The organism is Vibrio sp. 16 (assembly GCF_963681195.1).
GTDB lineage: Bacteria > Pseudomonadota > Gammaproteobacteria > Enterobacterales > Vibrionaceae > Vibrio > Vibrio sinaloensis_D.
The window spans coordinates 1,207,415-1,232,276 of the sequence record NZ_OY808998.1 but is presented as its reverse complement, the minus strand read 5'-3'; the positions used below and the strand labels follow the sequence as shown (position 1 = coordinate 1,232,276).

18 protein-coding genes are annotated in these 24,862 nt (G+C 46.3%); 4 read left to right on the top strand and 14 right to left on the bottom strand.

Going from position 1 to position 24,862, the window contains the following annotated elements; translation table 11 throughout:
- Window positions 1-3 precede the first annotated feature (3 nt).
- The 4 genes from U9J37_RS19820 to U9J37_RS19805 all read right to left on the bottom strand — a co-directional run bounded on the left by U9J37_RS19820 (window position 4) and on the right by U9J37_RS19805 (window position 9,089).
- Entirely contained in the window at window positions 4-4,788 is a 4,785-nt protein-coding gene (locus U9J37_RS19820) for a PAS domain S-box protein (RefSeq protein WP_005474670.1), read from the bottom strand.
- Window positions 4,789-4,808: 20 nt separating this feature from the next.
- Window positions 4,809-5,984, bottom strand: coding sequence for an EAL domain-containing response regulator (locus U9J37_RS19815; RefSeq protein WP_005474657.1), 1,176 nt, complete (start codon window positions 5,982-5,984; stop codon window positions 4,809-4,811).
- Between the two features lie 181 nt (window positions 5,985-6,165).
- Entirely contained in the window at window positions 6,166-7,536 is a 1,371-nt protein-coding gene (locus tag U9J37_RS19810; protein ID WP_043887239.1) for an L-serine ammonia-lyase, read from the bottom strand.
- Window positions 7,537-7,547: 11 nt separating this feature from the next.
- Entirely contained in the window at window positions 7,548-9,089 is a 1,542-nt protein-coding gene (locus U9J37_RS19805; protein WP_043887231.1) for a sodium:solute symporter family protein, read from the bottom strand.
- A 338-nt stretch (window positions 9,090-9,427) separates the two neighbouring features.
- Here U9J37_RS19805 and U9J37_RS19800 point away from each other — a divergent pair, with 338 nt between their 5' ends.
- The 4 genes from U9J37_RS19800 to U9J37_RS19785 all read left to right on the top strand — a co-directional run bounded on the left by U9J37_RS19800 (window position 9,428) and on the right by U9J37_RS19785 (window position 13,776).
- A complete protein-coding gene (locus U9J37_RS19800; protein WP_043887230.1) occupies window positions 9,428-10,726 on the top strand; it encodes an MFS transporter in 1,299 nt (432 codons plus the stop codon).
- 99 nt (window positions 10,727-10,825) lie between these two features.
- A complete protein-coding gene (locus tag U9J37_RS19795; protein ID WP_005474666.1) occupies window positions 10,826-11,842 on the top strand; it encodes a nuclear transport factor 2 family protein in 1,017 nt (338 codons plus the stop codon).
- A gap of 382 nt (window positions 11,843-12,224) precedes the next feature.
- Window positions 12,225-13,226, top strand: coding sequence for a LacI family DNA-binding transcriptional regulator (locus U9J37_RS19790; RefSeq protein WP_005474603.1), 1,002 nt, complete (start codon window positions 12,225-12,227; stop codon window positions 13,224-13,226).
- A 136-nt stretch (window positions 13,227-13,362) separates the two neighbouring features.
- Window positions 13,363-13,776 carry a VF530 family protein gene (locus U9J37_RS19785; protein ID WP_043887237.1) on the top strand — a complete coding sequence of 138 codons (414 nt, stop codon included), beginning with the start codon at window positions 13,363-13,365 and terminating at the stop codon, window positions 13,774-13,776.
- Between the two features lie 96 nt (window positions 13,777-13,872).
- Here the strand turns inward: U9J37_RS19785 and U9J37_RS19780 are convergent, their stop codons facing one another.
- From U9J37_RS19780 to U9J37_RS19735, 10 genes are all read right to left on the bottom strand, one after another.
- A complete protein-coding gene (locus U9J37_RS19780; protein ID WP_005474687.1) occupies window positions 13,873-15,126 on the bottom strand; it encodes a DEAD/DEAH box helicase in 1,254 nt (417 codons plus the stop codon).
- 184 nt (window positions 15,127-15,310) lie between these two features.
- Window positions 15,311-15,607, bottom strand: coding sequence for a monovalent cation/H(+) antiporter subunit G (gene mnhG / locus U9J37_RS19775; RefSeq protein ID WP_043887229.1), 297 nt, complete (start codon window positions 15,605-15,607; stop codon window positions 15,311-15,313).
- Window positions 15,607-15,867 (bottom strand): cation:proton antiporter, encoded by a 261-nt coding sequence (locus U9J37_RS19770; protein WP_005474632.1) that lies wholly within the window; start codon window positions 15,865-15,867, stop codon window positions 15,607-15,609. Before U9J37_RS19770 ends, mnhG begins: the two co-directional genes overlap by 1 nt.
- Window positions 15,868-15,895: 28 nt before the next feature.
- A complete protein-coding gene (locus U9J37_RS19765; protein WP_043887228.1) occupies window positions 15,896-16,372 on the bottom strand; it encodes a Na+/H+ antiporter subunit E in 477 nt (158 codons plus the stop codon).
- The gene (locus tag U9J37_RS19760; RefSeq protein ID WP_005474627.1) at window positions 16,369-17,937 is read right to left on the bottom strand and encodes a proton-conducting transporter transmembrane domain-containing protein; all 1,569 of its coding nucleotides are present in this window, start codon (window positions 17,935-17,937) and stop codon (window positions 16,369-16,371) included. Before U9J37_RS19760 ends, U9J37_RS19765 begins: the two co-directional genes overlap by 4 nt.
- Window positions 17,934-18,287, bottom strand: coding sequence for a Na+/H+ antiporter subunit C (locus U9J37_RS19755; RefSeq protein ID WP_043887227.1), 354 nt, complete (start codon window positions 18,285-18,287; stop codon window positions 17,934-17,936). The genes U9J37_RS19760 and U9J37_RS19755 overlap by 4 nt, the downstream gene beginning before the upstream one ends.
- A complete protein-coding gene (mbhE, locus tag U9J37_RS19750; RefSeq protein WP_043887235.1) occupies window positions 18,287-20,893 on the bottom strand; it encodes a hydrogen gas-evolving membrane-bound hydrogenase subunit E in 2,607 nt (868 codons plus the stop codon). The genes U9J37_RS19755 and mbhE overlap by 1 nt, the downstream gene beginning before the upstream one ends.
- Window positions 20,894-21,187: 294 nt before the next feature.
- A complete protein-coding gene (locus tag U9J37_RS19745) occupies window positions 21,188-21,379 on the bottom strand; it encodes a hypothetical protein (RefSeq protein ID WP_083794680.1) in 192 nt (63 codons plus the stop codon).
- Window positions 21,380-21,460: 81 nt separating this feature from the next.
- A complete protein-coding gene (locus tag U9J37_RS19740) occupies window positions 21,461-22,396 on the bottom strand; it encodes a universal stress protein (RefSeq protein WP_005474689.1) in 936 nt (311 codons plus the stop codon).
- A 338-nt stretch (window positions 22,397-22,734) separates the two neighbouring features.
- The gene (locus U9J37_RS19735) at window positions 22,735-24,825 is read right to left on the bottom strand and encodes a VIT and vWA domain-containing protein (protein ID WP_005474672.1); all 2,091 of its coding nucleotides are present in this window, start codon (window positions 24,823-24,825) and stop codon (window positions 22,735-22,737) included.
- Window positions 24,826-24,862 lie beyond the last annotated feature (37 nt).

Sequence of the window (24,862 nt, the reverse complement as noted above, 5' to 3'; positions counted from 1 at the left end):
TGATTAAATAATATTGTCTGCTCTGAGCTGTGCTTCGATCTCTTCCATCATCGCCTTCACTTCGACAAGAAGCTCACGAGCGTCTTCTCGCTTGTTGTAGCCTTTTTCAATTTCTCGGAACAGGTCACCGAGCTTTTTAGCTCCACTCGATGTCGACGCGCCTTTCGCCCCGTGCGCTAAGCTTCTCACATCATCGAGCTCATTAGCTTCAACGGCCTCTTCCAGCTTTATGACATCTTGACTAACACTGTTCCAAAACATCGACAACACTGCACGTTTCATCTCCATATCCTCGCTGCCAATAACATTAGCGAGATGGTCATAATTAATCAGTGCTGTATCGGCATTTGACTCTGTAAAGCGACTGCTCGACGTGTCATCGCCGCTTTGCTGCTTATCCCGCAGTGCTCGACCTCTAAGACGCAGTGAGAGTACCTTGTTAAGTTTAGCTATCTCTACTGGCTTTGATATATAGTCATCCATTCCGGCTTCCAAGCAGTGCTCCGCTTCACCAACAAGTGCATTTGCCGTTATCGCTACAATCGTTGTACGATCTAAACCCATTTCAGACTCAATCCGACGTATTTCCGACGTCAGCTCGAAGCCATCCATTTCAGGCATATGGCAGTCTGTCAGCACCATAGCGAAATCGCCATCAATCCAACGTTCTAAAGCCTGCTGACCGTTTTCCGTCATCTCAAACTGATAGCCTAATTTGGTCAACTGCTGGCTCAGCACCAAGCGGTTTGTTGGCTGGTCTTCCGCGCACAATATCACTATACCTTCTGTAGGTTCGTTGACTTCATGTTGATGGGAGCCAACGTCACCATACAAACTGGCAGACCAATCAAAGTCGGGGCTTTCGTTGCCAGAAAGTATCGCTAAGCCATACATAAGTTCGGTTGGTTTTAAAGGGTGCGCGCCGACGACAACCTTATTCGGTTCTGCATACCCTTTTGTGGAAGCAGGATTGACATCTAGAACCAAGCATCGATATCTCTCGCTCACCTCTGCATGAGCAAGATCGTCTCCAACAACAATCATCTTGGAAGACGTCATCAAATCATCGTTTGCGACCGAATTGATGATTTGCTTCGGACTCAGCTGCGCAAGCACCTTTTCGGTTGAATCGCGCAAATACCTATCACCGATATTGAGTACAATAGCAAATTCCGACAGATCAAAACGGTCAAATTGACAATCAGAGTTCGACACTTCAACTGGGATGGTAAAGGTAAACCGACTACCGTGATGGTGCTTACTTGTGACGCGAATTTCACCGCCCATCAGCTCGACAAAGGATTTGCTGATACTCAGCCCTAACCCGGTACCTCCAAACTTGCGAGTGGTAGAAGTATCGGCCTGAGTAAACGGCTTAAACAGGCGCTCAAGTTGATCTTGAGTCATGCCGACACCGTTATCTTCAACCGCAATTCGCAGCTCTCCCTCCGTATAGCCGACATACACTTTCACATAACCTTGCTGCTCGTGACTTGCAGTAAATTTAATGGCATTGCCGAGTAAATTAAGTAGAACTTGACGCGTACGCACTGGGTCTAGAAGGAGTGACTCGGGTAAGTTATCTTCCACCTCTAGGTAAAGACCGACATCTTTTTGATGAGCATTGACCCAAAGTGCATCGAGCGTCTTTTCGACCAAATTTAGTATATTGACATCCGTTAAATCTAGTTCCATTTGCCCAGATTCAATCTTCGAAAAGTCGAGAATGTCATTGATTATCTCGAGTAAAGAGAATGATGAGTCTCGAATGGTGCTGACCATATTAACTTGATCTCGACTCAGGTTGGTTTCTCTAAGCAAATCAACCATCCCAATGACGCCATTCATTGGCGTTCGAATTTCATGACTCATAGTGGCAAGGAATCGAGATTTTGCTTCGTTGGCTTGTTTTGCTGAGAGTGTCTCTCGCTCTAGAGCCGCTTGCGCATCTTTTTCATCAGTAATGTCCAAGTTAATCCCGAACACCATTTTATCTCCGGACTCCTTGTCGAAGACCACATCACCCGCCGCTTTCACCCATCGAGTTTGATTGGTCTTTTGATTGATAATTCTAAACTCTGCGTTGAACACCTCTTTGCTTTCCAGTGATTCCTTAAAGGCTTTTGTCGCGTAGGAAAAGTCATCGGGGTGCAGTGATCGTTCCCAATCTTCATAATGAAGGGGCTTGTTGCGCTCAACACCATAAAGGGTATACATGCTGTCATCCCACTTAAGAGCACCAGTATCCACATTCAATGCCCAATTGCAGATTCCTCCCGCATCTGAAGCTAAACGCATTCCACGGAGTAACCCATCTCTGGCAGTCTTGGCTGAACGTAACTCTTTTTCTATATTCTTACGCTTGGTAATGTCTTCCACAACCGCGACAAAATACTTGGGCTGCTCCTCTTCGTTGGTCACAGCTGACACCGATAGCGTTGCCCAAAAAGTATCACCCGATTTATTGAGGTATCGCTTGTCCATCGTAAATGAACGTTGTAATCCCTCAATTAAATCATCGACCATCTGCTGGCTTTCATTCAAATCTTCAGGATGTGTAACGTCCCCAAAGTGCATTGATAACAGCGCTTCCTCGCTGTAGCCAAAGATCTGACACATTTTGTCATTCACCTCGATAAAGCGGCCATCCAATGCAACCCGGCATATGCCGACTGCTGCTTGGCTAAACGCTGCTCGGTACACCAGCTCTCTCTCAAACAACTCGTTCTGAAGTAGGGTTTCCCTCGCTTTCGTTTCTTCCTGTACCGTAATATCTTTCACGACGCCGACGAACACCTGAGTATCGCCTACTTTCGCTTCGCCAACGGAGACTTCAATAGGAAATACACGGCCAGATTTATGCAGCCCTTCAACTTGTCTTGGCTGACCAATGAGCTTTTTGTCACCCGTTCTCATGAAAGTCTGAATGTACTCATCATGCTTATTGGCAAATTTCGCTGGCATCAAAATGGCAACATTCTCACCGATTAACTCATCCCTATCACGGCCAAAAATCAGTTCTGTCGAACGGTTTACATCAATGATGATTCCTTTGTCATCGATCACAACCGTACCGTCTAATGCCGTATCAAACACGGTACGAAGGCGAGTCTCAGACTCTCTCACCTCTTCGGTTCGGCGAGCTATCTCTTGCTCCAACTTGGTCGTATTTTCTGCCTCACGACGCTTCATTTCAGTAACATCGGTTTGGATACCAATAAAGTGGGTCATCTCCCCTTGTTCATTGAAAACAGGGTCAATCTTCAAGTTGTTATAGAACAAGGTGCCATCTTTACGATAGTTTCTAATAACTACCGAGCAGGAGGTTTGATTAGCAATCGCGTCACGCAGCTGATCTATCCCTTTTTGGTCTCGGTCGTCGTTTTGCAAAAATCGACAGTTTTTCCCTAACACTTCTTGTCGGCTGTAGCCGGTTTGCATTTCAAACGCTTTGTTGGCAAAAATGATGGGAAGGTCCGGCTGAGTTGCGTCACTCACCACAATACCCGATGTGGTCGAATCGATGGCTTTGTTTTGAATATCAAGCATGGACCGCTGCTCGCCAGTCTCTACGCTCAGTTGCGCTCGCTCTATTACGATATCTTTTAGGTTATCAAGCTCAGAGACCATAACAGCGATTTCGTCTTGACCCTTTACCGCTGGCAAAACAACGTCTTTCTCTCCATTTGCCAGACTCTTTATTGCCAACGACAGCTCATTGAGCGGGCTCGCAATCTTTTTCCCCAAATAGAATGACACTAACAAAATCATAGTAAGCAGTATCATTGATAAAAAGAACGTCGTTTTAAATAACAAATTGGAATCAAAGAACGCTTCATCAACCGAGACTCGGATCAATGCAGACCAACCAAGTCCTGGGTAATCGTAAGCACCTTTGGTATGAGCATACCCTGTCACTTGCTCAATCTGCTTTCGAAAATGCATAGATATGTTTGACCCGCTTCGACCCGCTACCGCAAGTCGCGCCCCTTCCACACCGTTTGTCGCCAAGTTCAACTGATTGAGCACATTAAAATCACGCGAGTACCGCGCTTTACTTTGCCCCACTGGGTCATAATCAACAATGATGTGACCTTCTTTGTCTAAGATCGTTAGCTCAGAGCTAACAAAACCCCGATTGGACAACAACTCGTACGTTTCTGCGACAATCGATTCGACCGCTGAAAAATCAACGACGTTGACCCACAAGCCCGCTTTACGGCCTTCATGGTCAAAAATCAGCGATGCAAACACCATATCAAAAGAGTTAGGTTTATCGTCGATGAGGAAACGCTTAGGACCAATAACGTAGCTACTTTCGGGTTGTTCAGGTACTAAAGTTTCGCCGGAAATGGCTTCTTGGAACCAATCACTATTGGCTACTTTTTCGGCCGAAGCTTGAGAGCTAGAAAGCGTTTTACCAAACGAGTTCTTGGTGCTAAATGCCAACAGTTCTCCATCAAGATCGAAAACCATAATACGTCGATACACTTTGTAATTGCTGACAAAATCGTTGAGGCTGGAAGCAAACTTAGGGCTTGAGGTGATGAATTTGAGCTTTCCCTCGTCGACTCTTCCCAATGAAAGGCGAAAAGCTTGAACATCGTGGTAACGCTCAAACAAATTACGCTCTATCAGCCGGATCAACAAGGTGGCCTCTCGCTCCATGTTGAGCAACATTTTTTCTTGCTGAATATCTCTCGCTTTAAGAGAAACGACCGTCACCACTGCAAGCATGATGAGACTTAAACTCAAAAACAGCAGTGGCAATTTGATGGAAAACTTCATTCGCTTTTCTCTTTATGGTTTCAGCCTTGTTTAATCAGCTCTATGACAGAATCGAGTGGCATCGGCTTGGCGTACAAGTAACCCTGTCCAACCCCACAGCCTGACCCAATTAGAAACGCTTCAACGTCTTCGGTTTCTACCCCTTCCGCGACAACTTCAATACCCATCGCCTTTGCCATTTTGATACTCTGTTCGACAATGGCAGCAGACTTTGTGTTAGACAAACAGTCGACGACGAAACTTTTATCTATTTTCAACTCGTTGAAAGGAATGGTGTGCAACTTAGCTATCGAAGAGTAACCCGTACCAAAATCATCGATTGAGAGCTTGAATCGCATAATTCGTAATCTCAACATTTGCGCGTCTATGGTGGTCTGGTCGGTGCTGATTGCGGTCTCTGTTAACTCGCAAACAATCTGTTCATGAGGAATTTCATATTTGCTTGCAACACGATTCAACCACTTGGGGAAATCACGGTCTTCTAATACTTTACCGGAGATATTGAACGCAAATGTGAGTTTTGACAGGTGTTCAAACTGGTTTGATATGTCTAGCAACGCAAATTCAATGATCTGCTTTGTCATTGCAAGTATCAACGAAGGTGATTGCTCAGCAGTGGGAATAAATCGGTCAGGAAAAATTAAGGCTCCATTATGATCAAACAGCCTAGCTAATATCTCTAGACCTTTCACTTTTTTACTACTAAGAGAAAGTTGGGGCTGATAATAGGCTTCCAGGCGACCATGTTGGAGGGCTGCCTGAAGTTCACTTTCGCTCAACATAGGCAAATTCTTAGTAGTACTTTTTTTTGAGGCGCGTTTCTGGATAGTATTGAAAAGACACTGAACAGTAGGGAAAGTGATCGGTTTTTCAACGCAGCCTATGATGTTGAGATCGTACAATCTCGCAAGATTCGAGGTTGATGCTAACACCTCTTGCTCTTGACTGCTGATGATAATGACTGAACCTTGATACTCTTGATCACCTAAAAAGCGGAGCACTTCAAAACCATCTTCGACCGGCATGTCTAGATCGCAAAAAATAACGTCAAACTCATAGTCTACATACTTGCTTTTCGCCTCTTGGCCATCTTGCGCTTGCACGACTTGGCCGATACCCAAGTTGTTTAAGCACAGTGATAGTGTATGTCTTACTACCGGTTGATCATCAATGACGAGTACGGTGCTGGATTCCATTGTCACAACACTTTCTCCTACTAGCACGATACGAAAGCGTCATTTGCTTTCTCTTTATTGTTAGTACTTTAGTGTAGATAGTAGGATCATATTTAGCCAAATAAGCTTAAAGTAAAATGTGAAGCCAATTAGTTTAAAACAACTCAAACGCACCGAGCCAATCCCGTAAAGTAGTGAAAGACTACTCACACGGCGGAGAAAGATGAATAAGCGCTAACCCTCCCAATGAGGTCTCCCGATACTTCTTGTTCATGTCTTTGCCCGTTCGGTACATGGTTTCAATCACCTTATCCAACGAGATCAAACATTTACTATTACGCTTTAATGCCATGCGAGAAGCATTGATCGCTTTCATTGCCCCCATGGCATTGCGCTCAATACACGGCACTTGAACTAAGCCACCAATAGGATCGCACGTCATCCCTAGTGAATGCTCCATGGATATCTCAGCCGCAATACAAATTTGCTCGTTGCTACCACCACGAAGTGCGGTCAACCCTGCTGCTGCCATGGAAGAGGAAACACCGACTTCCCCCTGACAACCAACCTCTGCCCCAGAGATTGACGCATTGGTTTTGTACAAGATGCCTATCGCACCAGACACGGCAAGAAAGTCTTTGAGCTGTTTGGTATCAAGCGGTTTGATAAAGCGATGGTAGTACATCAATACCGCAGGAATAACGCCAGCCGCACCGTTGGTTGGTGACGTTACCACTTGTCCGCCCGCTGCGTTTTCTTCACTTACTGCAAAAGCAAACAGGTTAATCCAATCCATGATTTCCATCGGATCGTTTTCGATTGCTGCATTTGCTTCAAGCTTCTTCAGCAAGTTTGGCGCGCGGCGGGTCACGTTCAAGCCACCTTCCAAAATCCCTTCTGTCTCGAAACCACGCTCCATACAGCGAGTCATGACACGCCAGATCTGTTCTGCACGTTGATTAATGGCATCCATATCCTGAAACGCTAGTTCGTTTTGCAGGATCATGCCACCTAAGCTCATACCGTTCTTCTCTGCTTGTACCAGCATTTCGTCTGCACTAGAGAATGGGAACTCGACCTCTACTGGAGCAGTCGAACTGCCATTTTGCATTTCATCCGCCGTTGCGATGAAACCACCGCCGATCGAGTAATAGGTTTCAAATCCAATTTGTTCACCTTGTGCATCGAACGCGGTAATCGTCATACCATTTTCATGCAGAGGTAAGTTCTCTTGGCGGAAGAGCATATCCGATTTGTAGTTGAACTCGATGTCATGGCGACCATTGACCGACAATATCTTTTCATCGACAGCTTTGCGCATCGCTCGGTTGGCCGAAGCAATTTTAATCGTATCGGGCTTATTGCCTAACAAACCCAGAATCGTCGCACGATCCGTATGGTGACCAACTCCAGTGAGTGAAAGCGAACCATAAAGATCCACTTGAATACGAGTCACTTTTTCCAAGTTAGATTCAATTAAGCGCGTGAAATGGTATCCCGCAATCATTGGTCCGTTGGTGTGAGAACTCGAAGGCCCCACACCGATCTTGTAAATATCAAAGATAGACAGCATAAACTTACCCATTAAGACAGTGCAGCATAAAGCCAATCAGGAAGCACCGCACAAGCTGCGATGGTCGCGGCTGCGAACGCCAACAACCCATAGTGGCTCGCCGTTGGCTTTGCAAAGAGATGTTTTTGATTGTTGATAAAGAGTTGTTGTTCAGCGCTCACCGAGCCCCATCGACGACTAACAAGCGCGCCAAACACTAGAAATGCGATCGTTCCAATGGGTGCAAACCAAGGCCAAGCAATATCCAAATACCTTGCGATAAAGACTACTATGACGCTTGCAATACTGCCTGCAATCACTCCTTTCTCATTTGCTTTCGGCCAAAACAGACCTAACACAAACGAGCCTAATCGAATACCGACAAAAATGGAGGTTAAGCTGGCGATGGTTTTGAGTACCGATTCATTGGAAACCGCGAGCAATGCAGGAACGACCACTAGCGCTGCTGCTAGCAAACTCATTTTACGCGCCACATTTTCGTAGTGTTTAGCGTCGGCATTCTTGCGAACAAAACGTTTATACAAGTCGAATGTCGCAACCGTTGCCATTGAGTTATAGGTTGAATCAAGTGTTGACATCGCGGCGGCGGCCAACGCTGAGATGATCAAACCAACAACGATAGAGTTGGTATGATTGAATACAAAGTCAATGATGACTTCATTGCTGTTTTCAAATGATTGGTCTTGATAGAAAACACTTAACAACACACCTATCAAGGCAAAAAACAAATAGATGAAAAAAGCCCCATAACCACACAGCAACATCGACTTTTGCGCAGTTTTTTCGCACTTAGTTGCTAGCGTGCGTTGAATGATCAACTGATTGGTTCCATACACACTTAAATGTAAAAAACTCACCGCAACCACCCCAGCCCAGAGTGTAGTATCCACGCCTAAATCAAAATTTAGGTTGATGATATCAAGGTGATCACGCGACAAATGCTCAGCGGCATTAATATCGAGTAATAGGATGAAAAAGATTGCGATGCTACCAGCAACTAAAACCGCAGACTGCAGCATGTCGGTCCAAATTACTGTGGAAATACCACCCGCATAGGTATAGCAGGCTGTAAAAATACTGATATAGATGATGGCTTCGGAAATGCGAATGGGCAATACATGAACCAAAATAAGCGCAACCGCATAGAGGATCACCCCCGCCGAAATACACTGCACCACGATAAAGACAATGGAGTTGATGGTTCTGGCATAAACGCCAAATCGATGTTCAAGATATTCATAAATTGACGTTAACCCTAATTTATAGAAAACCGGAACAAAGAAGACAACGGTAAAAAAGATCACAATCGGATAGTTGAGATGGACACTCATCGCTTCCATACCAGAGCTATACACCCAACCTGGCATGCCCACAAATGTCATCGCACTAATGTAAGTTGCTAATATTGAGACCCCTGCGGTAAACCACCCAAACTGCTTGCCACCCGTAGAAAAGTCTCCACCCACGCGGTATCGCTTATTCACTAAGTAGCTAATTAATATGGTGATTGCTATATATACAGCAATGACAATCAAACTTGAGTACGTAACCATTTTTGGATTTCCGATCTTTTCTGGACGCCTTAAATCAGGCTTTATACTACTGAAAACTGGCTTTCCATTTCCAAAACATCGCAGTAACTGTGATTATTATCACCAATATAGATGAATTTATGCTCAAAACAGCTCCAACACCACGATAGCGGGATCTTGATCACCAAAAACACCAAAATGGGTACGCATTCATTTTAAAATTGACTTTGATCACGGATCATTAGCGAGGAATAAAATTATCATTACTACCGAAGAGAGACGAGATTAGATCAAGAAAAGATCCGAACTATTTAGTCTTTATACATTTAAAATCCAATATAAATAGAGGTTTATCGGTCATGACTGCCAAAAGACACATGAGCGAAGTTCCTATGATTCAAAGAGTAGCTGCGTATCTAGCGATACTAGTCGGATACTTTTTCTATTGTTATAACTTTGTAATTATTGACTACGTACGCCCATACATAGTTGAAGCGTATGATGGTATTAGCTTGTCGGACACTGCCCAGTTTTACACCTGGCAATCGCTAGGTGCTCTTATCGGTGCCCTTTCCTGCGCTTGGTTTGCCACTAAGTTTGGTAAAAAGAACACACTTATCGTCATCACAGCATTAAATGGTGGTGCGACCATCATCAACATGATGTTCACTGACTATGCAACATGGGCGGCGATGCGATTCATCGTGGGTACCTCATTAGGTGGTTACTTCACCGTTGCAGTAAGTATGATGATCGGCCTATTTAAACCAACTGTTCGCGGCAAACTAACCGCTTTCGCCTCTTCAATGTTCTCCGTTGCACTTATGGCTATGGGGGCTTACGCCGCCTTTATTTCAAGTGTTGATGCACCATGGCAAAGTCTAATGTGGGTAGGTGGTGTGCCGCCTCTTGCTGCTGCAGTAATTATGATCTTCATTCTTCCAAGTGACAAAAAAGTGATCGCTTACGGTGAAGAAGAGCAGCAACAAGCTAGTGAGTCATCAACTGAAGAAGTTAAAACCGGTTCTTGGGGCGAAATGCTGAGCAAGCCGTACCGTATGATCACGATTACGTGTCTATTGCTTGCTGGTCTTAACTTCTACGGTTACCAATTCTTCTCTGGTTTCGTAACCACTTACTTGAAGGAAGTACGTCAGTTCGATGGCGCAACTATCGGCTTGATCTTCTCTATCTCGGCATTTGGTTCGCTATTTGGTGCTTGGGTATGGGGCGCAATCGCAGATAAATTCGGCCGTAAAGTCAACGCATTCGGCTTTATCCTTGCGGGTATCATGGTTTCAATCTTCTTTGTTGCACCAAGTGACGTGATGATCGGCAGCCTGAACATGCTGGCTCTACTTGGCCTTATCTACAACTTCGGCCTATCTGCTTCTGCGGTGTGGGGTGGTTACTTCTCAGAGCTATTCCCTCCACACCTACGCAGCTTCGGTGCCGCGCTATTCCACGGTGGACGTATTATCGGCATGTTCGCGCCAATGGTACTTATCTTCATTCAAGAACGTACCGACCTGCAAACCGCAATGTGGGGCTCACCAATCGTTTGGATCGTTGCAGGTCTACTATGGCTATCTCTACCAGAAACACTGAAAGGCGGCGTGTTCGACAAGAACAAGAAAGTGCAATCAGCGACTGCTTAATTAGTCCAATTTAGCCGACTGAAGAGTCAGTCGGCACAACAAATCAATTTCGAGTCCTGTTCCAACCTTGCTGACTCGGCAACTTAAAGAGAGTTTATTATGTCTAAATATCAAGAAGCTAAGCGTATTGTTCGCAACTACTTCGACGCTATGGAAAACGCGACTCACGAGAACGTAGCTGAAGTTCTTAAAGCGCATACGTCTGAAGATTACCTATGGCGCGGTGTTTATCCATTCCGTGAGCAAGAAGGCGCTCAAGCAGCAGCTGACGTGTTCTGGTCTCCTCTAATGAAATCAATGACACGTATGCAGCGTCGCCAAGACATCTTCATCGGTGGCGAAAACGAAGTCACTTCTGGTGAAATCTGGGTAATGAGCATGGGTCACTTCATGGGTCTGTTCGACGCTGAATACCTAGGCATGCGCCCAACAGGCAAGATCATGAACATCCGCTACGCAGAATTTAACTGTGTTGAAAATGGCAAGATCACTAAGACTGGCCTATTCCTGGATTTACTAGGTGTGATGGATCAAGCGGGTTGTTACCCATTGCCGCCGTCAACAGGTAAGCATTTCGTCTACCCTGGGCCTCGTAACCATGATGGCCTACTGTTTGAAGACGCAGCACCAGAAGAAGGCGTAGCAACACTGGCACTTGTGAACAAGATGGTTGATGACCTATCTGCACTCAACGACAGCGGCGCAATGGGCTGCCCACCAGAAGTACTAGAGAAGAGCTGGTCTAAAGACATGATCTGGTACGGCCCGTGTGGTATCGGCGCGTCTTACACCATTCCTCGCTACCAACAGCAGCACCAATTGCCGTTCCGCAACAACCTAAAAGACAAGAAGTTTAACGGCCACGTGTGTCGCTTCGCTGAAGGTAACTTCTCTTGTTTCTTTGGCTGGCCAAACCTATCTAACACGCCAATCGGTGGTTTCCTAGGTATGACGGGCGGCGAAGTTCGTGCAGACATGCAAGTCGTTGACGTTTACTACCGTGACGGTGACAAGCTGTCTGAGAACTGGGTACTGATCGACCTACCATACTGGTTAAAACAGCAAGGTCTAGATGTGTTCGAGCGCACATCAAGCATCCTAAACCCATCACTATAGTAAGTCCGAAAGGCGGGCCGTTAACCCGCCTCAATATCGCTTAGATCGCCCTTTCGGTTTAAGCGATTTGCTCCCAATTGGTTTGAAGGCAGTGAGTTTGTAAACAGCGACGATCAATTCGTCGCTAGTATTCGTTACTACTTCTGGGAACGCCGCTTGATGCGTTTATCGCAAACGCCATCCATTCAAGCCTTACTTTATGGTAAGGCTTTTTGCTTGAAGCACGTCTTTTGACCACTACTCTCTTTTTGGGTTAACCCAAATGACAAAACCAAAACCTTTTCCAGCCTTTATTTAACTGAAAGATTACTCTTTATGTAGATGAATACGTACCTATTTATGGTAATCTATGTGCAGTTTAACATCGTATGAATCTGCACACATGTCTGCTGAAAAACAAACCGTCACCTCCAAAGACGTCGCCAAGTTGGCTGGTGTCTCTCAATCTACTGTTTCACGCGTATTTGTTCCGGGAAGCAGCGTCTCTGAAAAGACAAAGACCAAGGTATTTGAAGCGGCAAAAGCACTCAATTATCGCCCAAATGCGTTTGCACGTAGCTTAACAACCAATGAATCGAAACTTATCGGCTTGGTCTTTCCCGACGCCGACTACCCTATTCATATGAAAACCCTCCAGCTCATTTCTACCGAGTTGCAAAAGCAGGGTTACTCTGCGGTATTGATTCCGTGGCAAGTGGATGACGAAGACAATCATTCGATTCCCAATATCTTCCAGTATCGTGTTGATGGCGTCATTGCCGCTTCTGCAACGTTTAATAAATCTTTGTACGAAGAGTGTGAAGAGTTCAATATCCCTATTGTTCAGTACGCGCGAGTCGTAGAGGGCACCAAGAGCAGTTATGTTATTAGTGACAACTACGAAGCAGGACAACAAGCCGCACAATTGCTGCACGAAAGTGGGGTAAAAAACGCAGTTTACCTAACTGGTGAAGTACCAACCTTTACCAACGACGAACGCCAAAGTGGCTTCTGCACAGAATTTGAAGATTTAACAGGTAAAACACCGCGCATCATCGAAGCAAGCTACGATTACGCGAGTTCACTTGATAAAGTGCGAACTATGCTGGCTGACAAGAATCGCCCTCAAGCTGTTTTTTGCGCAACCGATAACCTTGCAATGGCTGTTATGGATATCGCAAGGATTGAGTTCGGGTTAACCATTCCACAAGATCTCAAAGTCATTGGCTTCGATAATATCCCTCAAACGGAATGGTTGAGCTATCAATTGACGACTTTCCGACAAGACTTCCGCCGTTTAGCCCGTGAATGCGTAAAAATCATCGTTGATCAAATCAACAACAAAAACAGCAGCTTGGTAAAAATGATGGTGCCTGTGAAGCTCATTGAACGAAGCACGACATAATAGGGTAATGCTATGAGTTTTTGATAGCCTCCAAAAGCGTAAATACCACTCGCTTCGGGGGCTGAGTAGCAACTATCAATACCTCTGAACGATAGACTCTGCTAAACTCCGCCCTTTAATGAGTATGGCGCCAAAAATGATGACTGACGAAGAGCGAATCGAACTGCAACGAAACAACCCACTGCATGGGTTAAAACTTGAAACAATGTTGCAAGAGTTGGTGGATTTTTATGGCTGGGACATTTTAGATACAGCAATGCGCTTCAACTGCTTTAACACAAAGCCTTCTATTGCAAGCAGCGTAAAGTATTTGAAGAAAACCGATTGGGCGCGAGAAAAGTTAGAAAACTTCTACCTCTACCGTTTTAAACGCATGCCACGCGCAAGTGCAGAGGAATATAACTTGCCGCCGAGAGCGCGTACGTTTCCTCATGGCCTTGAACCTAAGGAGCCAATGCACCTTACGGTAGACTCCATTTTGAAGTCGCAAGCCAAAGCGGCGTCAGCATACAAAAAACGCTCACCTCGTGGACGCCCACCACGTCGATAATGCGATACAAAAAAGCGCCTTACTTGTACATCAAGCAAGGCGCTTTTTCTGTTTAGGGAGCGCTCACCAATTCGGCTCACCTCCCTAACATTAAAACTATTCAGTGCGCTTTTTCTTCTTCTTTTTGCCTGTACCTTCAGGCTTGGCACGTGGCTTCATAGGCAGGAAGTAAGCTTCACTTTGATCGTCTTCAACCTCAAACCCTTCAACCTGCTCGCGCTCAAGCTGAAACTTATTCTTCTTTTCGATCACTTTGAAATGATGATAATCATCATAATCAATCAAAGACAAACCAAGACCAACTTCACCTGCACGACCACTTCGTCCAATGCGATGCATATAGTCAGCTGGACTGCGCGGAAGATCAAAGTTAATCACCACGGGTAACTTCTCGATGTCGAGACCGCGCGCTGCAATATCTGTCGCAATCAGCACTTGAATCTCACCCGACTTAAAGCCATCAAGAACACGAGTACGAGCACCTTGCCCTTTGTCGCCGTGGAACACTTCCGCGGTGATACCACGTTTTGACAGTTTTTGAGCCAAGTGATTACAGGCGTTCTTCGCATTCACGAAAATCAAAGTCTGTCGCCATTGATGCTTTTTGATTAGATGCGCCAATACCGCCGTTTTCTCACCTTTATTCACACTGAATACGCGCTGTACCAAGGTACTTGCTTCGGCACTTTGCAGCTGAACTTCAACGGGATCACTCAACAAGTGTTGAGCCAAGGTGGTCACCTTTTCAGGGAAAGTCGCGGAAAATAACAGTGTTTGTTTCTTCTCAGGAAGCAGCGCAAGAATCTTGTTAAGCTCATCGGTAAACCCAAGGCTCAACATACGATCGGCTTCATCGAGAACAAGCGTTTTCACTTGGTCCAACTTGATGGCATTACTCGAAACCAAATCAAGCAATCGACCTGGTGTGGCGACGATGATGTCACTCCCACCACGAAGGGACAACATTTGAGGATTCACCGATACACCGCCAAATACAGCCACCGTTTTTACCTTATCTCGAAGGTGGTACGAGTAGGATTTCACGTTGTACGCAACCTGTGATGCTAGCTCACGAGTTGGGACAAGAATAAGGTGTGAAACGAAGTTACCGCGAGAGCGGTTTGAATCACCTTGCTCGAGAATCTTTTGTAGGATAGGCAACGAAAACGCAGCAGTTTTGCCAGAACCGGTATTAGCGCCACCAACAAAATCCTTGCCCTCAAGTACGTGAGGAATGGCGTAAGATTGAATTGGGGTTGGCTGAAGATACTCCAACTCCTCAAGTCGTTCGACTAAGGTTGGAATCAGGCCGAGATCGGCAAAGGTCGCTTGCTGTGTTTTATCTGTCATTGCGATAAGTGGCTCAGTGCTAGGTAAAGGGCGTGTATATTATGCTATTTAGCCCAAGGATGTTAGCGATAATAATCAGCCTCTCTTAACATGACTCTAAATGTCACGGGTCGAGACAATGCGTGATCTAGCACACTAGTGTCTAATAAGTCGTAGAAGAGCGGCTCATCTCCAAATTACTTAGCTATTTGTTGTTTCTCCAGATTTGATAACCACTTTCTTGCGTCGCCTTACCCAGCAAGTGTGCCGCTACTGGTGCGGTGATAAAGATAAACAGCATTGTGCCAATCACTCGTGAAATCACCGTGATATCCGGTATCGCAATCGCCACCGCCAATAACAGCGAAGCCAAGCCCACCGTGCCGGCTTTGGTTGCAGCGTGCATTCGCGTGTAAAGATCGGGCATTCGCAAGATCCCAAGGCTCGCGATGAGCGTAAACAAGGTTCCGAGACAAAGTAAAACCCCTACGATAATGTCCATTACACTTCTCCTTTTCTTTTGAAGATCAACCTTGCAAACGCAATCGTCCCAAGGAAAGCCACTAAACCGAGTGTAATAGCAATATCCAACAAGGATTGTTGTCCACTATCTAAGGTATAAACGGCGATAAAGCCCACTGTTACGAATGAAATCAGATCAAGCGCTATCACTCTATCGGCCAAGGTTGGACCAAGAATCAAACGAATGAATGCCATCACGACGCTGAGCAACAAACCAATATAAGCGAATGTGATGCTCATCTGTAACCAACTAGCTACCTGTAATCCATCAGCCACGCGTCACCTCCAAAATCCGTTTTTCTAAGCCGTCTTTGATTTCTCGAATTACCTTTTCGTGTTCGGGGGCAAACATCGCATGCACCACCATGTGTTGCTTATCTGGCGTGACATCTAAGCTCAAGCTTCCCGGAGTCAGTGAAACCATGTTGGCGAGCAACGAGATCTCTAAATCTGACTCAACATCTAACGGTACATAAACAATGTCTGGGTCACTCAAATGGGTTGGCGTGACCACGTCCCAAACAACTCTAGCCACCGAAATCACCATCTCATAACAGAAGAATAGAAAAAGACCTATCAACGCGTGGAAACGACGGAAGTAACTGGTTTTCAACCCAAACGGCTGGCTAAGACGTAGAGCGAAAAAGCCAACAATGAAACCGATAATGAAATCGATACTGGTGTAGTTACCGTTTAGTAGCATCCATGCTAGAGCGAGAAACAAATTCAAAAAAAGATAAATCATTGACTCCCTCCCGATGCATTCAATGCCACTCGTGCAGCTATTTCGCTGTCAAATATTGCACTGTCAGCCAACGCACTCTCTCCAAGAACCGCTTTTACGTAAGCTTGTGGCTCTATCAGCTGCTCTGCGGCGAGTTCTGCAAATTGGTAAAAAGGCTCGGCAGCCAAACCAATAATCAAACTTAAGGTGGTCAATGTGGCTATTGGCACGCAATACAATCCTTTTGTGTACTTGTTCATTGGCTGAGCTTTGAGTGTTTGTAGGGGCTTTTTCCAAAATACTTCGTTCCAGATCTTGGTCATCGAGAACACCGTTAACAGGCCCACTAACAGCGCGGCTCCAGCAAGCCAATACAACTCAGTTTGCAAGCTAGATTTGATGACAAGGAACTTGCCCCAGAAACCCGACAAAGGTGGAAACCCCGCTAAAGAGAAGGCAGGAATGAGAAACAAGAAAGCGAGCCAAGGCATGGCTTTGTAAACGCCGCCTAATTGCCCCAGATTGCCCGAGCCATATTTACACTCGATAAAGCCACCAATCAGGAATAAATTTGCTTTCACTATGATGTGGTGCACGATGTAGAAAATCGCACCCGCAATGGCAAGCGGCGTGTAGATCGCCAATCCCATGATCATGTAACCAATCTGGCTGATGATATGGAAAGAGAGAATCTTTTTAATGTCGTACTGGCTCGCTGCCCCCAATACGCCAGTTAACATCGTAAGCCCTGCCACCCACATCAAAGTTGGCTGCCAACCGCTTTCTGATAGCGGGAAAATCAAGGTGAACACACGGATTAAGGCGTACACCCCAACCTTGGTGAGCAACGCTGCAAACAGTGCGACAACTGCGCTTGGCAACGTATGGTAAGAAGCAGGCAGCCAAGCAAAAACGGGGAATAACGCCGCTTTAATGGCAAACGCGAATAGGAACAGTACCGCGAGCAAGGTTTTGGTGTCTGACGGAACCAGTGCGGCTTTGGCGTGCAAATCTGCGAGGTTCAAAGTCCCTGCAGCACCGTAGAGCAAGCCAATCGCGAGCAAGAAGACCAAGGTCGATATTAGATTGAGCAGCACGTACTTCACTGCTCCATCCACTTGTTGCTTTGATCCGTCCAAGATCATCAAACCAAAAGATGCTATCAACATCACCTCGAACCACACGTAGAGGTTGAAAATGTCGCCAGTAAGAAACGCGCCATACACGCCGGCCAACAAGACATGCATTAGCGCATGAAACGTGCCGTAAGACGCCTTTTCTTGCAGATCGCCCATGGCGTAGAACACACTCACTACACCAATAATGGCCGTCACCATCACCATGGCAACGGCAAGATAATCCGCCACAAAAACAATGCCAAATGGCGCAGCCCATTGACCAAACGCCACTGCTTGTGGACCACCGTTGATGACATCGTGCGTCAACAATGCTGCAATCACCAAGGTTGCCAATGCACTTGTGCCACTTATCGCATCCACCAGCGCTTTGTTACGCTTCGCGCAGAAGATGGCGACTGCGGTAAGAAGTGAAACAACTACGGGTAACGTCAACCAAATCGTCGTCATTCATCCTCCTCAGAACGTCGCATTGCATCCACATCAGCCGAGCCCGCTTCTGAATATGCGCGGTAAAACAGCATTAATGCGAACACCAACAAGCCAAAGCCAATCACAATGGCAGTCAGAATTAATGCTTGAGGAAGCGGGTTTGCAGCACCTTCTGGTGGCAACACTGAATTTGCCTCAATCAATGGCGGTTGTCCGGGGGTTAAACGTCCGGCAGTGAAAATCGCGATGTTCACCGCACTGCTCAACAAGATCAAACCGAATAGTAAGCGTAAGATGTGTCGTTCAAGCATGAGATAGACACCAGCAGCAACAAACACACCGACCACGAGACTCCATAGTATTTCCATCACTCCAACTCCTCATTCACGCGCAGCAACATGCCCATCACGCCACCTATAATGGCGAGGTAGATGCCGACATCGAATATCAGCGGTGTGCCTAGTGGCAAAATGTCTTTCCACCACAACCCCGTTAGGAAAGGCAAATTGAAAGCAAAGCTCATTAGGCCAGCCACAAAGCTTAAGAAGATGCCAAACAGAGCAATGCTAAATGGCGCGTAATACAAGCGGTCACGAACATACTTTGGCGATTCCGCAAACATCAGTAGCGCAAAGCCAATCACAGCGATCAGCGCACCAATAAAACCGCCCCCCGGCTCGTTGTGACCTCGTAATAAAAGGTAAAGTGAGAACACCAACATCAGTGCTGCAACGATGTGTGCGGTAGTCGCAAAGATAAGGGAACGGATGCGGTTGCGTTTGTGATAGTGCGTTTTCAACAAGCTAACCGCAGCGATACCCGCCATTACGACCACAATCACCTCGCCTAACGTATCGAAGGCTCGGAAATCGACCAAAATCACGTTGACGATGTTGCGTCCATGCCCACCGGGAACGCTATTCTCTACGAAGAAATCAGCCAGAGTGGAATCTAAAGGTTGTGCGGTAATGTTTATTAACAACGCCGTTACCGACATACCAATCACAACCGCTATCGCCCCATGCAGTAATCTTCGACGTACAGAATGTTGCGGCACCGTCAATAAACATGGGATGTGGCGTATCAAGAGCACCACAAATACAACCATCAAGGTTTCCACCAACAATAAGGTTTTCGCCACATCTGGCGCGCTGTAAAGCATAAAGACTAAGGTGGTCATAAACCCCGCCACGCCAAGGGCGGAGACCGCCAGCAAACGAGACGTGGTAAAGGTGCAGACTAAGGCAGCCCCAATGAGAAGCAGTGCAACGCTGATCTCGTAGAAACTAATGTCTGCTAATGCAGCAAAACGAGCTTGGGGGACCACTAACGGGCTGCTCAACAGCAATCCAGCCAGCACGATAAAGAACAACAACACATAATGGCTTAAGCGCTTTTGCTGCAATAATCGCGTTTGCCATTTCGCAAAACGCATCATGCCAGACATGATTTTGTCGAAAATGGATTCTGCTGTTGGCAACACAGGAACATTACGCTGCCACCTAACCAACAACCTTGGGTAGATTCGATACAGAACAAAGCCGAGTAACAAAGTTAATGCGCTGAGCGCCAACGGTAGATTCACGCCCTGCCACAGCTTGGCTGCTTGTGGTGCTGAGTCCGGCAAGGTCGACAAAACACCCGGAATAACCACGTTGTTGTTGATCCACCCTAAGCCAAATAACGGCGCAAGCACACTGGCTATGGCAAGCAGCATTGCTGGCATCCATAACCCTTTACTAGCTTCCACTTTCTTGGCTGGCGTGGGATTACCTTCATACGTCGCGAAGAAAGGTTTAACAATCAGCGCCAACGCCAATGCCACCATGGTGACGTTAACCAAAAGGAATATCGTAGTTAGGATGACACTCACTTCTAGACCGGATTTGTACATGTACTCTTTACTCAAGAACCCGAGTAGCGGTGGTACACCTGATTTAGACAAGACGGCAAGAATTGCGGCTATAACACTGAGTACAAGGACTGCTTTCAAACCATGCAGCATTCGAATATCACGCGTTCCTGTCGCTTTATCGATATTACCTACCACCATAAACAGCGCTGCTTTGTAGAACGAGTGCGCCAAGATAAACAGCAGCGCGGCCATCATTGCTAACTCGGTCCCCATGCCTATCAATAGCACCAATTTACCTAATGCGACGTTGGTGCTGTACGCCAGCATCAGCTTCAAATCGGTTTGCTTTAGGGCCAGCAACGCGCACCATATCGCGGTAAAGCCACCAAAAATGCCGAGCGTGTAAAACCAAACCTCGCTGTGTGAATAGATAGGTGATACACGGGCAAGCAAGTACACCCCAGCCTTCACCATAGTCGCAGAATGAAGATAGGCACTCACTGGCGTTGGCGCTGCCATGGCATTAGGTAACCAGAAGTGGAATGGAAACTGCGCCGATTTAGTAAACGCACCGAGTAAGATCAAAATCAACGAAGGCAAAAACCATTCATGTTGTGCAATCAGCGCACTTTGCGCGACGATGGTACTTATCTCATAACTGCCAGCCATTTCACCCAGCAGTATCAGACCTGCTAATAACGCTAAGCCACCAGCGCCAGTGACAATGAGAGATTGCAATGCGTTCTTGCGGGATTTGTCTTTCTCGTGATTAAAGCCGATCAAAAGATACGACGTGATGGTAGTGAGTTCCCAAAACACAAAAAGAAGCAGGATATTGTCGCTCGTGACAACCCCGAGCATGGCTAACATGAACAGCGTTAAGTACAGGTGGAAAGAGAATCGAGACGAATGCCCCTTCAGGTAAGCCAGTGCGTAAATCTGGATGAGCGCTCCGATACCGCTGATCAAACATGCAAATAGGAAAGACAAGCCATCCAACTTGAAGCTCAGGTTAACATCTAAACCCGGAACCCAAGCCGCTTGCCAACTTACGCCTCCTGGCTCATACCAGCTAATGAGCGAGACGAAAATGACCATTGGCAGCAAAGGAAAGATCATAAGAACCAGCGAACGATCTTTTGAGCCTTGTGTGTTTTTGTCCCCTATTACGCTATTCAATATCGCCATCCATTTCGTTAGGTTCACACTTGGATGGTGACTCATAGAATCAACGGAAAGACCGCCCTCTCCTGATACCTCAGGCTTCAACCACAATTGTCGATTTGGGTGTTAGAAAGGCAATCCGAGCAAAACAGGTGAACGGATTATCTAAAATGCGAAGGCTTTGAAGCAGACCGCTGAACACTCAAGTCACCATCATCCATTTCAATATAAATTTCGCAATGGATAGACCTACTTACTGTCAGGAGAGACGTAAGAACGCAGGTCGCCATGGGTGTTAGTCTGATCAAAGAAGAAAGTCGACTCTTCATTCAGCGCATTAAGAGCGTCATAGGAGCAGTCACCTATGTCATTTCTTGGGCACACGTGAATGTTAGATCGCTCAAGCATCTCAGTTTGACAAATAGGGCATAGTTTCTTCATACAATCCTCCAGTAAATAATTATTAACCTGTGGGCTACTGTCTACCTTGGTGTTGCTCTTTCAGCGAAAGTGAACTCTCGATTACGTAATGGGAGAGACAAAGCCCTCTGGCTTCATGGCGACTAGGGAGCAATTGATCGATTGGAGAATGTTCTCGGCAGTATTACCGATCACAAAGCCAGAAATACCAGTTCGGGCTAAAGTCCCCATAACCAAAACATCTATTTCAGTGTCATTAACACACTCTGGAATTTTATCATCTGGTTTGCCATGCAAGTGGTGAATCACCAACTCACCAGAAATACCAGAATCCTCAATTAACCTTTTTAATGCTTGTTCGTGCTTTGTTTTTGCTTTTGAAATATCTTCCGACAACTGTGAATCTTCCACTTGGATCCAAACATGGTTGTCGAGGTAATTCTCCAAATAATATTCCCAACAGGAAATAATGTGTAACCGGCTATCACAGGTGTCCGCAATCGAACGAGACAGTTCCAGCAATCGACGCGAAAGTGCTTGTTGCTCATCACCAACCGCCATCGGGTCCACCGCAACGGCAATGCGCCTTTTATCTCTGGGTTTAGATGCCGGGCGATGAAGCCAAACCGGACAAGGGCACTTGCGCAGTAGCGTCATGTCGATCGCTTTAAAACCTTCAGCCCCTTCACTGAGTGGTTCCGCCTCTTTGATGATCAGGTCATGGTGGTGAGCAATCGCCTCTTGGATAATGCAAACCGCTGGTTGTTCACTTCCTTTCACTCGCAATGGAAATGGAACCTGTTCTGGTGAAATGTTGTAGTGCTCTCGCAGATTTTTCACGCTCTGCTGAAGTGATTCGTGCAGAGAGTGTTCATAGCTTTGTTGGTACTGAAAAAGCGTATTTGGAAAATCGGGACAGGCGATAAGTCCTGAAACCGGAACGCGATTACTGGCGGCTATACTGATCGCTTGACCCAATGCTTCGCTGTGCCCCGGCAATCCCTGTGTGGCAAAAAGTATGTTCTCGAATCGTCTCATACACACCTCCTTGTTGATTAAATATTAGCCAATGGAAGTGACTTTTTTCTAGCACGCAATTGTAACCACTCATTAGGTGAATGACATTTGTTCTCATTCAGTGAGTTACGCAATAAATCGCATTAAATCCATGCGTAAATCCGCCCATTTCTACAGCGATATGTAACAAGTTACGTCAATAATCAGTGAAAGATTGGCTTCAGTAGATGCATCAGGGACAAGAGGCTCAAACTACTCACAATCCTAAGAGTCGCGAACTCATTGCGTAGCCTCACAACAAAAAACTGTAAGCAAGAGGCTGCAATTACGCAGCCTCTATCCGGTTTGAACTGTGTTTATTAGCGCGGCTTTTTAGCTATTACCCCTCGGCCGGCCACCAAAAATATCATGCTCAGCAATACAACAAGGTTTATACTGCCACCACCGCCGCCACTGCCACCGCCGGAGTAACTGGGTGTCGGTTGATTAAATGTCGGCTGATTCTTGTCAGCGCGGGTTGGTTTCACTGGATTGTTCTTTTTAACCTCACGAGCACTTTGTTCTTTTAGTACTCTCGCTTGGTTTTTGCGCTCCATACCCAGTTGCTGGAACATCTCTTCTTCTACCACAAGCAGCGATGTGTAATCTGTTAACAGTCCATATTCCAAGGCAATATCTTCAATCGCCTGCTCTTTGTCGCGATCTTTTTGTTCCAGATAGTCCATTTGCTCCTGTAGGTCACGAATCGCTGAAAGCGCCCACATTCTTTCAAGTTCAGGATGTTCAGTTGCGGTATCCGGCAGCATCACTTTAGTACGGTACTCGCGCGATTCCCCACCAATATCCATAGTCAGCTTGATGTCCGCTTCTCCGCCTTGGAAGTAGTGACCGAACACCGTCAATTGTTCACCACGGTATAGACTGCTGATCTGCTCCGGCGTCAAGTCTTTAATTTTCACGCCATCGATATCAAGCTGGATGTTTCGGTATGCTTGATGTGTCAGTTTGCTGGTCATGCTCATCAGGTGACCGATAATGTCGTCCGCGTTAGATACGGAGGTCGCAACACCGTTCGACAACTTGGTCATTGGCACGAGGAGCGGCGTGTTAGCACTGTTACCCATGATGAAAGTAAACAGTCGCACATCGTGTTTTTCCATCAATTCAAAGAAACGGCGTTTTTCGGTTACCCCCACGTTTGCGACACCATCGGTCACTAAGACAATGCCAGTAGGACGATCATCATCGAGTTTACGAATCGCAGCAGCCATTCCTTCGTAAAGGTTGGTACCATTACTCGGCTCTACCTGCTCGACAGCTTGCAGCGCTTTGCTGATATTGGACTGATTGACCGCCACAAATCCACCCGTTAAGTCATAAGTATTACTGTCGAACATCACAACGCGGAATCTGTCTTCTGAAGGCAACTTACCCAAGCCTTGGCGCACGCCTTCCACAAGCGTCGAGTATTTGCCAGACATGGAACCTGACTTATCAAGCACGAACACCCAGTCGCGTCCTTGTGTTACGCGAGTCAGATCATCACCGGGAGTAAAAGTCAGTTTGACCGTGCCGCGCTTAGATGACTCTGGGTCACGGTACGCCACCATATCCACTCGCCCCGGCAAGCCATCTTGCAATCGCCAGTAGAAAACGACGTCCTGATCGAGCCTCATTGAAGCCTGAGCGGTTTGCATAGACTCACCCTCTTGCACAGCATCGGCGATGTGGTTGCTGACGTTTGCCTTCCACGTGGTGTGCTCGCCATCCGCTTGCTGGGAGATCACTGCCGCTGGGTGCGCTGGCAGCCTGACATCATCCACCGGATAAGCGGAGCGTAATGTCACGTTGAATGAAAAATCTTGCTCAACTTTGTCGTTTCGGGTCCAAAAGCTGTTTTTAGCGACATCCACTCCGCCCTCTTCTAGTGGGTAGACATAACGTCCGATACCATGGTCCAACAAGGCATCTTGCATATAGACGAGTTTTACCTTCACGCTCTGCTGCGGCTGAACTGGATACACTCGAATATCAAAGGTTTTATATTCGTCTTTTTCAGTCAGTGCTGTGGCGTTGCCTTGCGCTTTTTGGTCGTCGTAAATCTTACGGGCTTTTTCTTTAGGGACCGCCTCGGCAATGACTGGTGAGCCATTGATCCAATAAATAAACTCGCCCACAACGGCGTTTTGCGGAACAGGGAATGAGTACAAGGCTTCCAGTTCAGAGTCATTGGGATTGAAGAAGGTTTGTTCTATAGACGTGGTTGCGTATCCGTCCTGAATTGCGACATCAACATGATGGGATTCGATCTGAAGATCTTTATATTGGCTGCCAACGGGCTTGAGTAATCCAGCAGCTAGCGCTTTTGATGAAAACGTAGCGATAAGTACAGCGATAAACAAAACGCTCCAGATGGCGGTTTGTGAAATCATTTTCAGTCGGTTCAACATTGTTGCCTCCGTTATCTTCTGTCATCAGAGAGTCTTT

Excerpts from the sequence above, each read along its gene's own strand:
- U9J37_RS19820 (WP_005474670.1), bottom strand. The coding sequence starts at position 4,788 with ATGAAGTTTTCCATCAAATTGCCACTGCTGTTTTTGAGTTTAAGTCTC.
- U9J37_RS19815 (WP_005474657.1), bottom strand. The coding sequence starts at position 5,984 with ATGGAATCCAGCACCGTACTCGTCATTGATGATCAACCGGTAGTAAGA.
- U9J37_RS19810 (WP_043887239.1), bottom strand. The coding sequence starts at position 7,536 with ATGCTGTCTATCTTTGATATTTACAAGATCGGTGTGGGGCCTTCGAGT.
- U9J37_RS19805 (WP_043887231.1), bottom strand. The coding sequence starts at position 9,089 with ATGGTTACGTACTCAAGTTTGATTGTCATTGCTGTATATATAGCAATC.
- U9J37_RS19800 (WP_043887230.1), top strand. The coding sequence starts at position 9,428 with ATGACTGCCAAAAGACACATGAGCGAAGTTCCTATGATTCAAAGAGTA.
- U9J37_RS19795 (WP_005474666.1), top strand. The coding sequence starts at position 10,826 with ATGTCTAAATATCAAGAAGCTAAGCGTATTGTTCGCAACTACTTCGAC.
- U9J37_RS19790 (WP_005474603.1), top strand. The coding sequence starts at position 12,225 with ATGTCTGCTGAAAAACAAACCGTCACCTCCAAAGACGTCGCCAAGTTG.
- U9J37_RS19785 (WP_043887237.1), top strand. The coding sequence starts at position 13,363 with ATGATGACTGACGAAGAGCGAATCGAACTGCAACGAAACAACCCACTG.
- U9J37_RS19780 (WP_005474687.1), bottom strand. The coding sequence starts at position 15,126 with ATGACAGATAAAACACAGCAAGCGACCTTTGCCGATCTCGGCCTGATT.
- mnhG (WP_043887229.1), bottom strand. The coding sequence starts at position 15,607 with ATGGACATTATCGTAGGGGTTTTACTTTGTCTCGGAACCTTGTTTACG.
- U9J37_RS19770 (WP_005474632.1), bottom strand. The coding sequence starts at position 15,867 with ATGAGCATCACATTCGCTTATATTGGTTTGTTGCTCAGCGTCGTGATG.
- U9J37_RS19765 (WP_043887228.1), bottom strand. The coding sequence starts at position 16,372 with ATGATTTATCTTTTTTTGAATTTGTTTCTCGCTCTAGCATGGATGCTA.
- U9J37_RS19760 (WP_005474627.1), bottom strand. The coding sequence starts at position 17,937 with ATGACGACGATTTGGTTGACGTTACCCGTAGTTGTTTCACTTCTTACC.
- U9J37_RS19755 (WP_043887227.1), bottom strand. The coding sequence starts at position 18,287 with ATGGAAATACTATGGAGTCTCGTGGTCGGTGTGTTTGTTGCTGCTGGT.
- mbhE (WP_043887235.1), bottom strand. The coding sequence starts at position 20,893 with ATGATCTTTCCTTTGCTGCCAATGGTCATTTTCGTCTCGCTCATTAGC.
- U9J37_RS19745 (WP_083794680.1), bottom strand. The coding sequence starts at position 21,379 with ATGAAGAAACTATGCCCTATTTGTCAAACTGAGATGCTTGAGCGATCT.
- U9J37_RS19740 (WP_005474689.1), bottom strand. The coding sequence starts at position 22,396 with ATGAGACGATTCGAGAACATACTTTTTGCCACACAGGGATTGCCGGGG.
- U9J37_RS19735 (WP_005474672.1), bottom strand. The coding sequence starts at position 24,825 with ATGTTGAACCGACTGAAAATGATTTCACAAACCGCCATCTGGAGCGTT.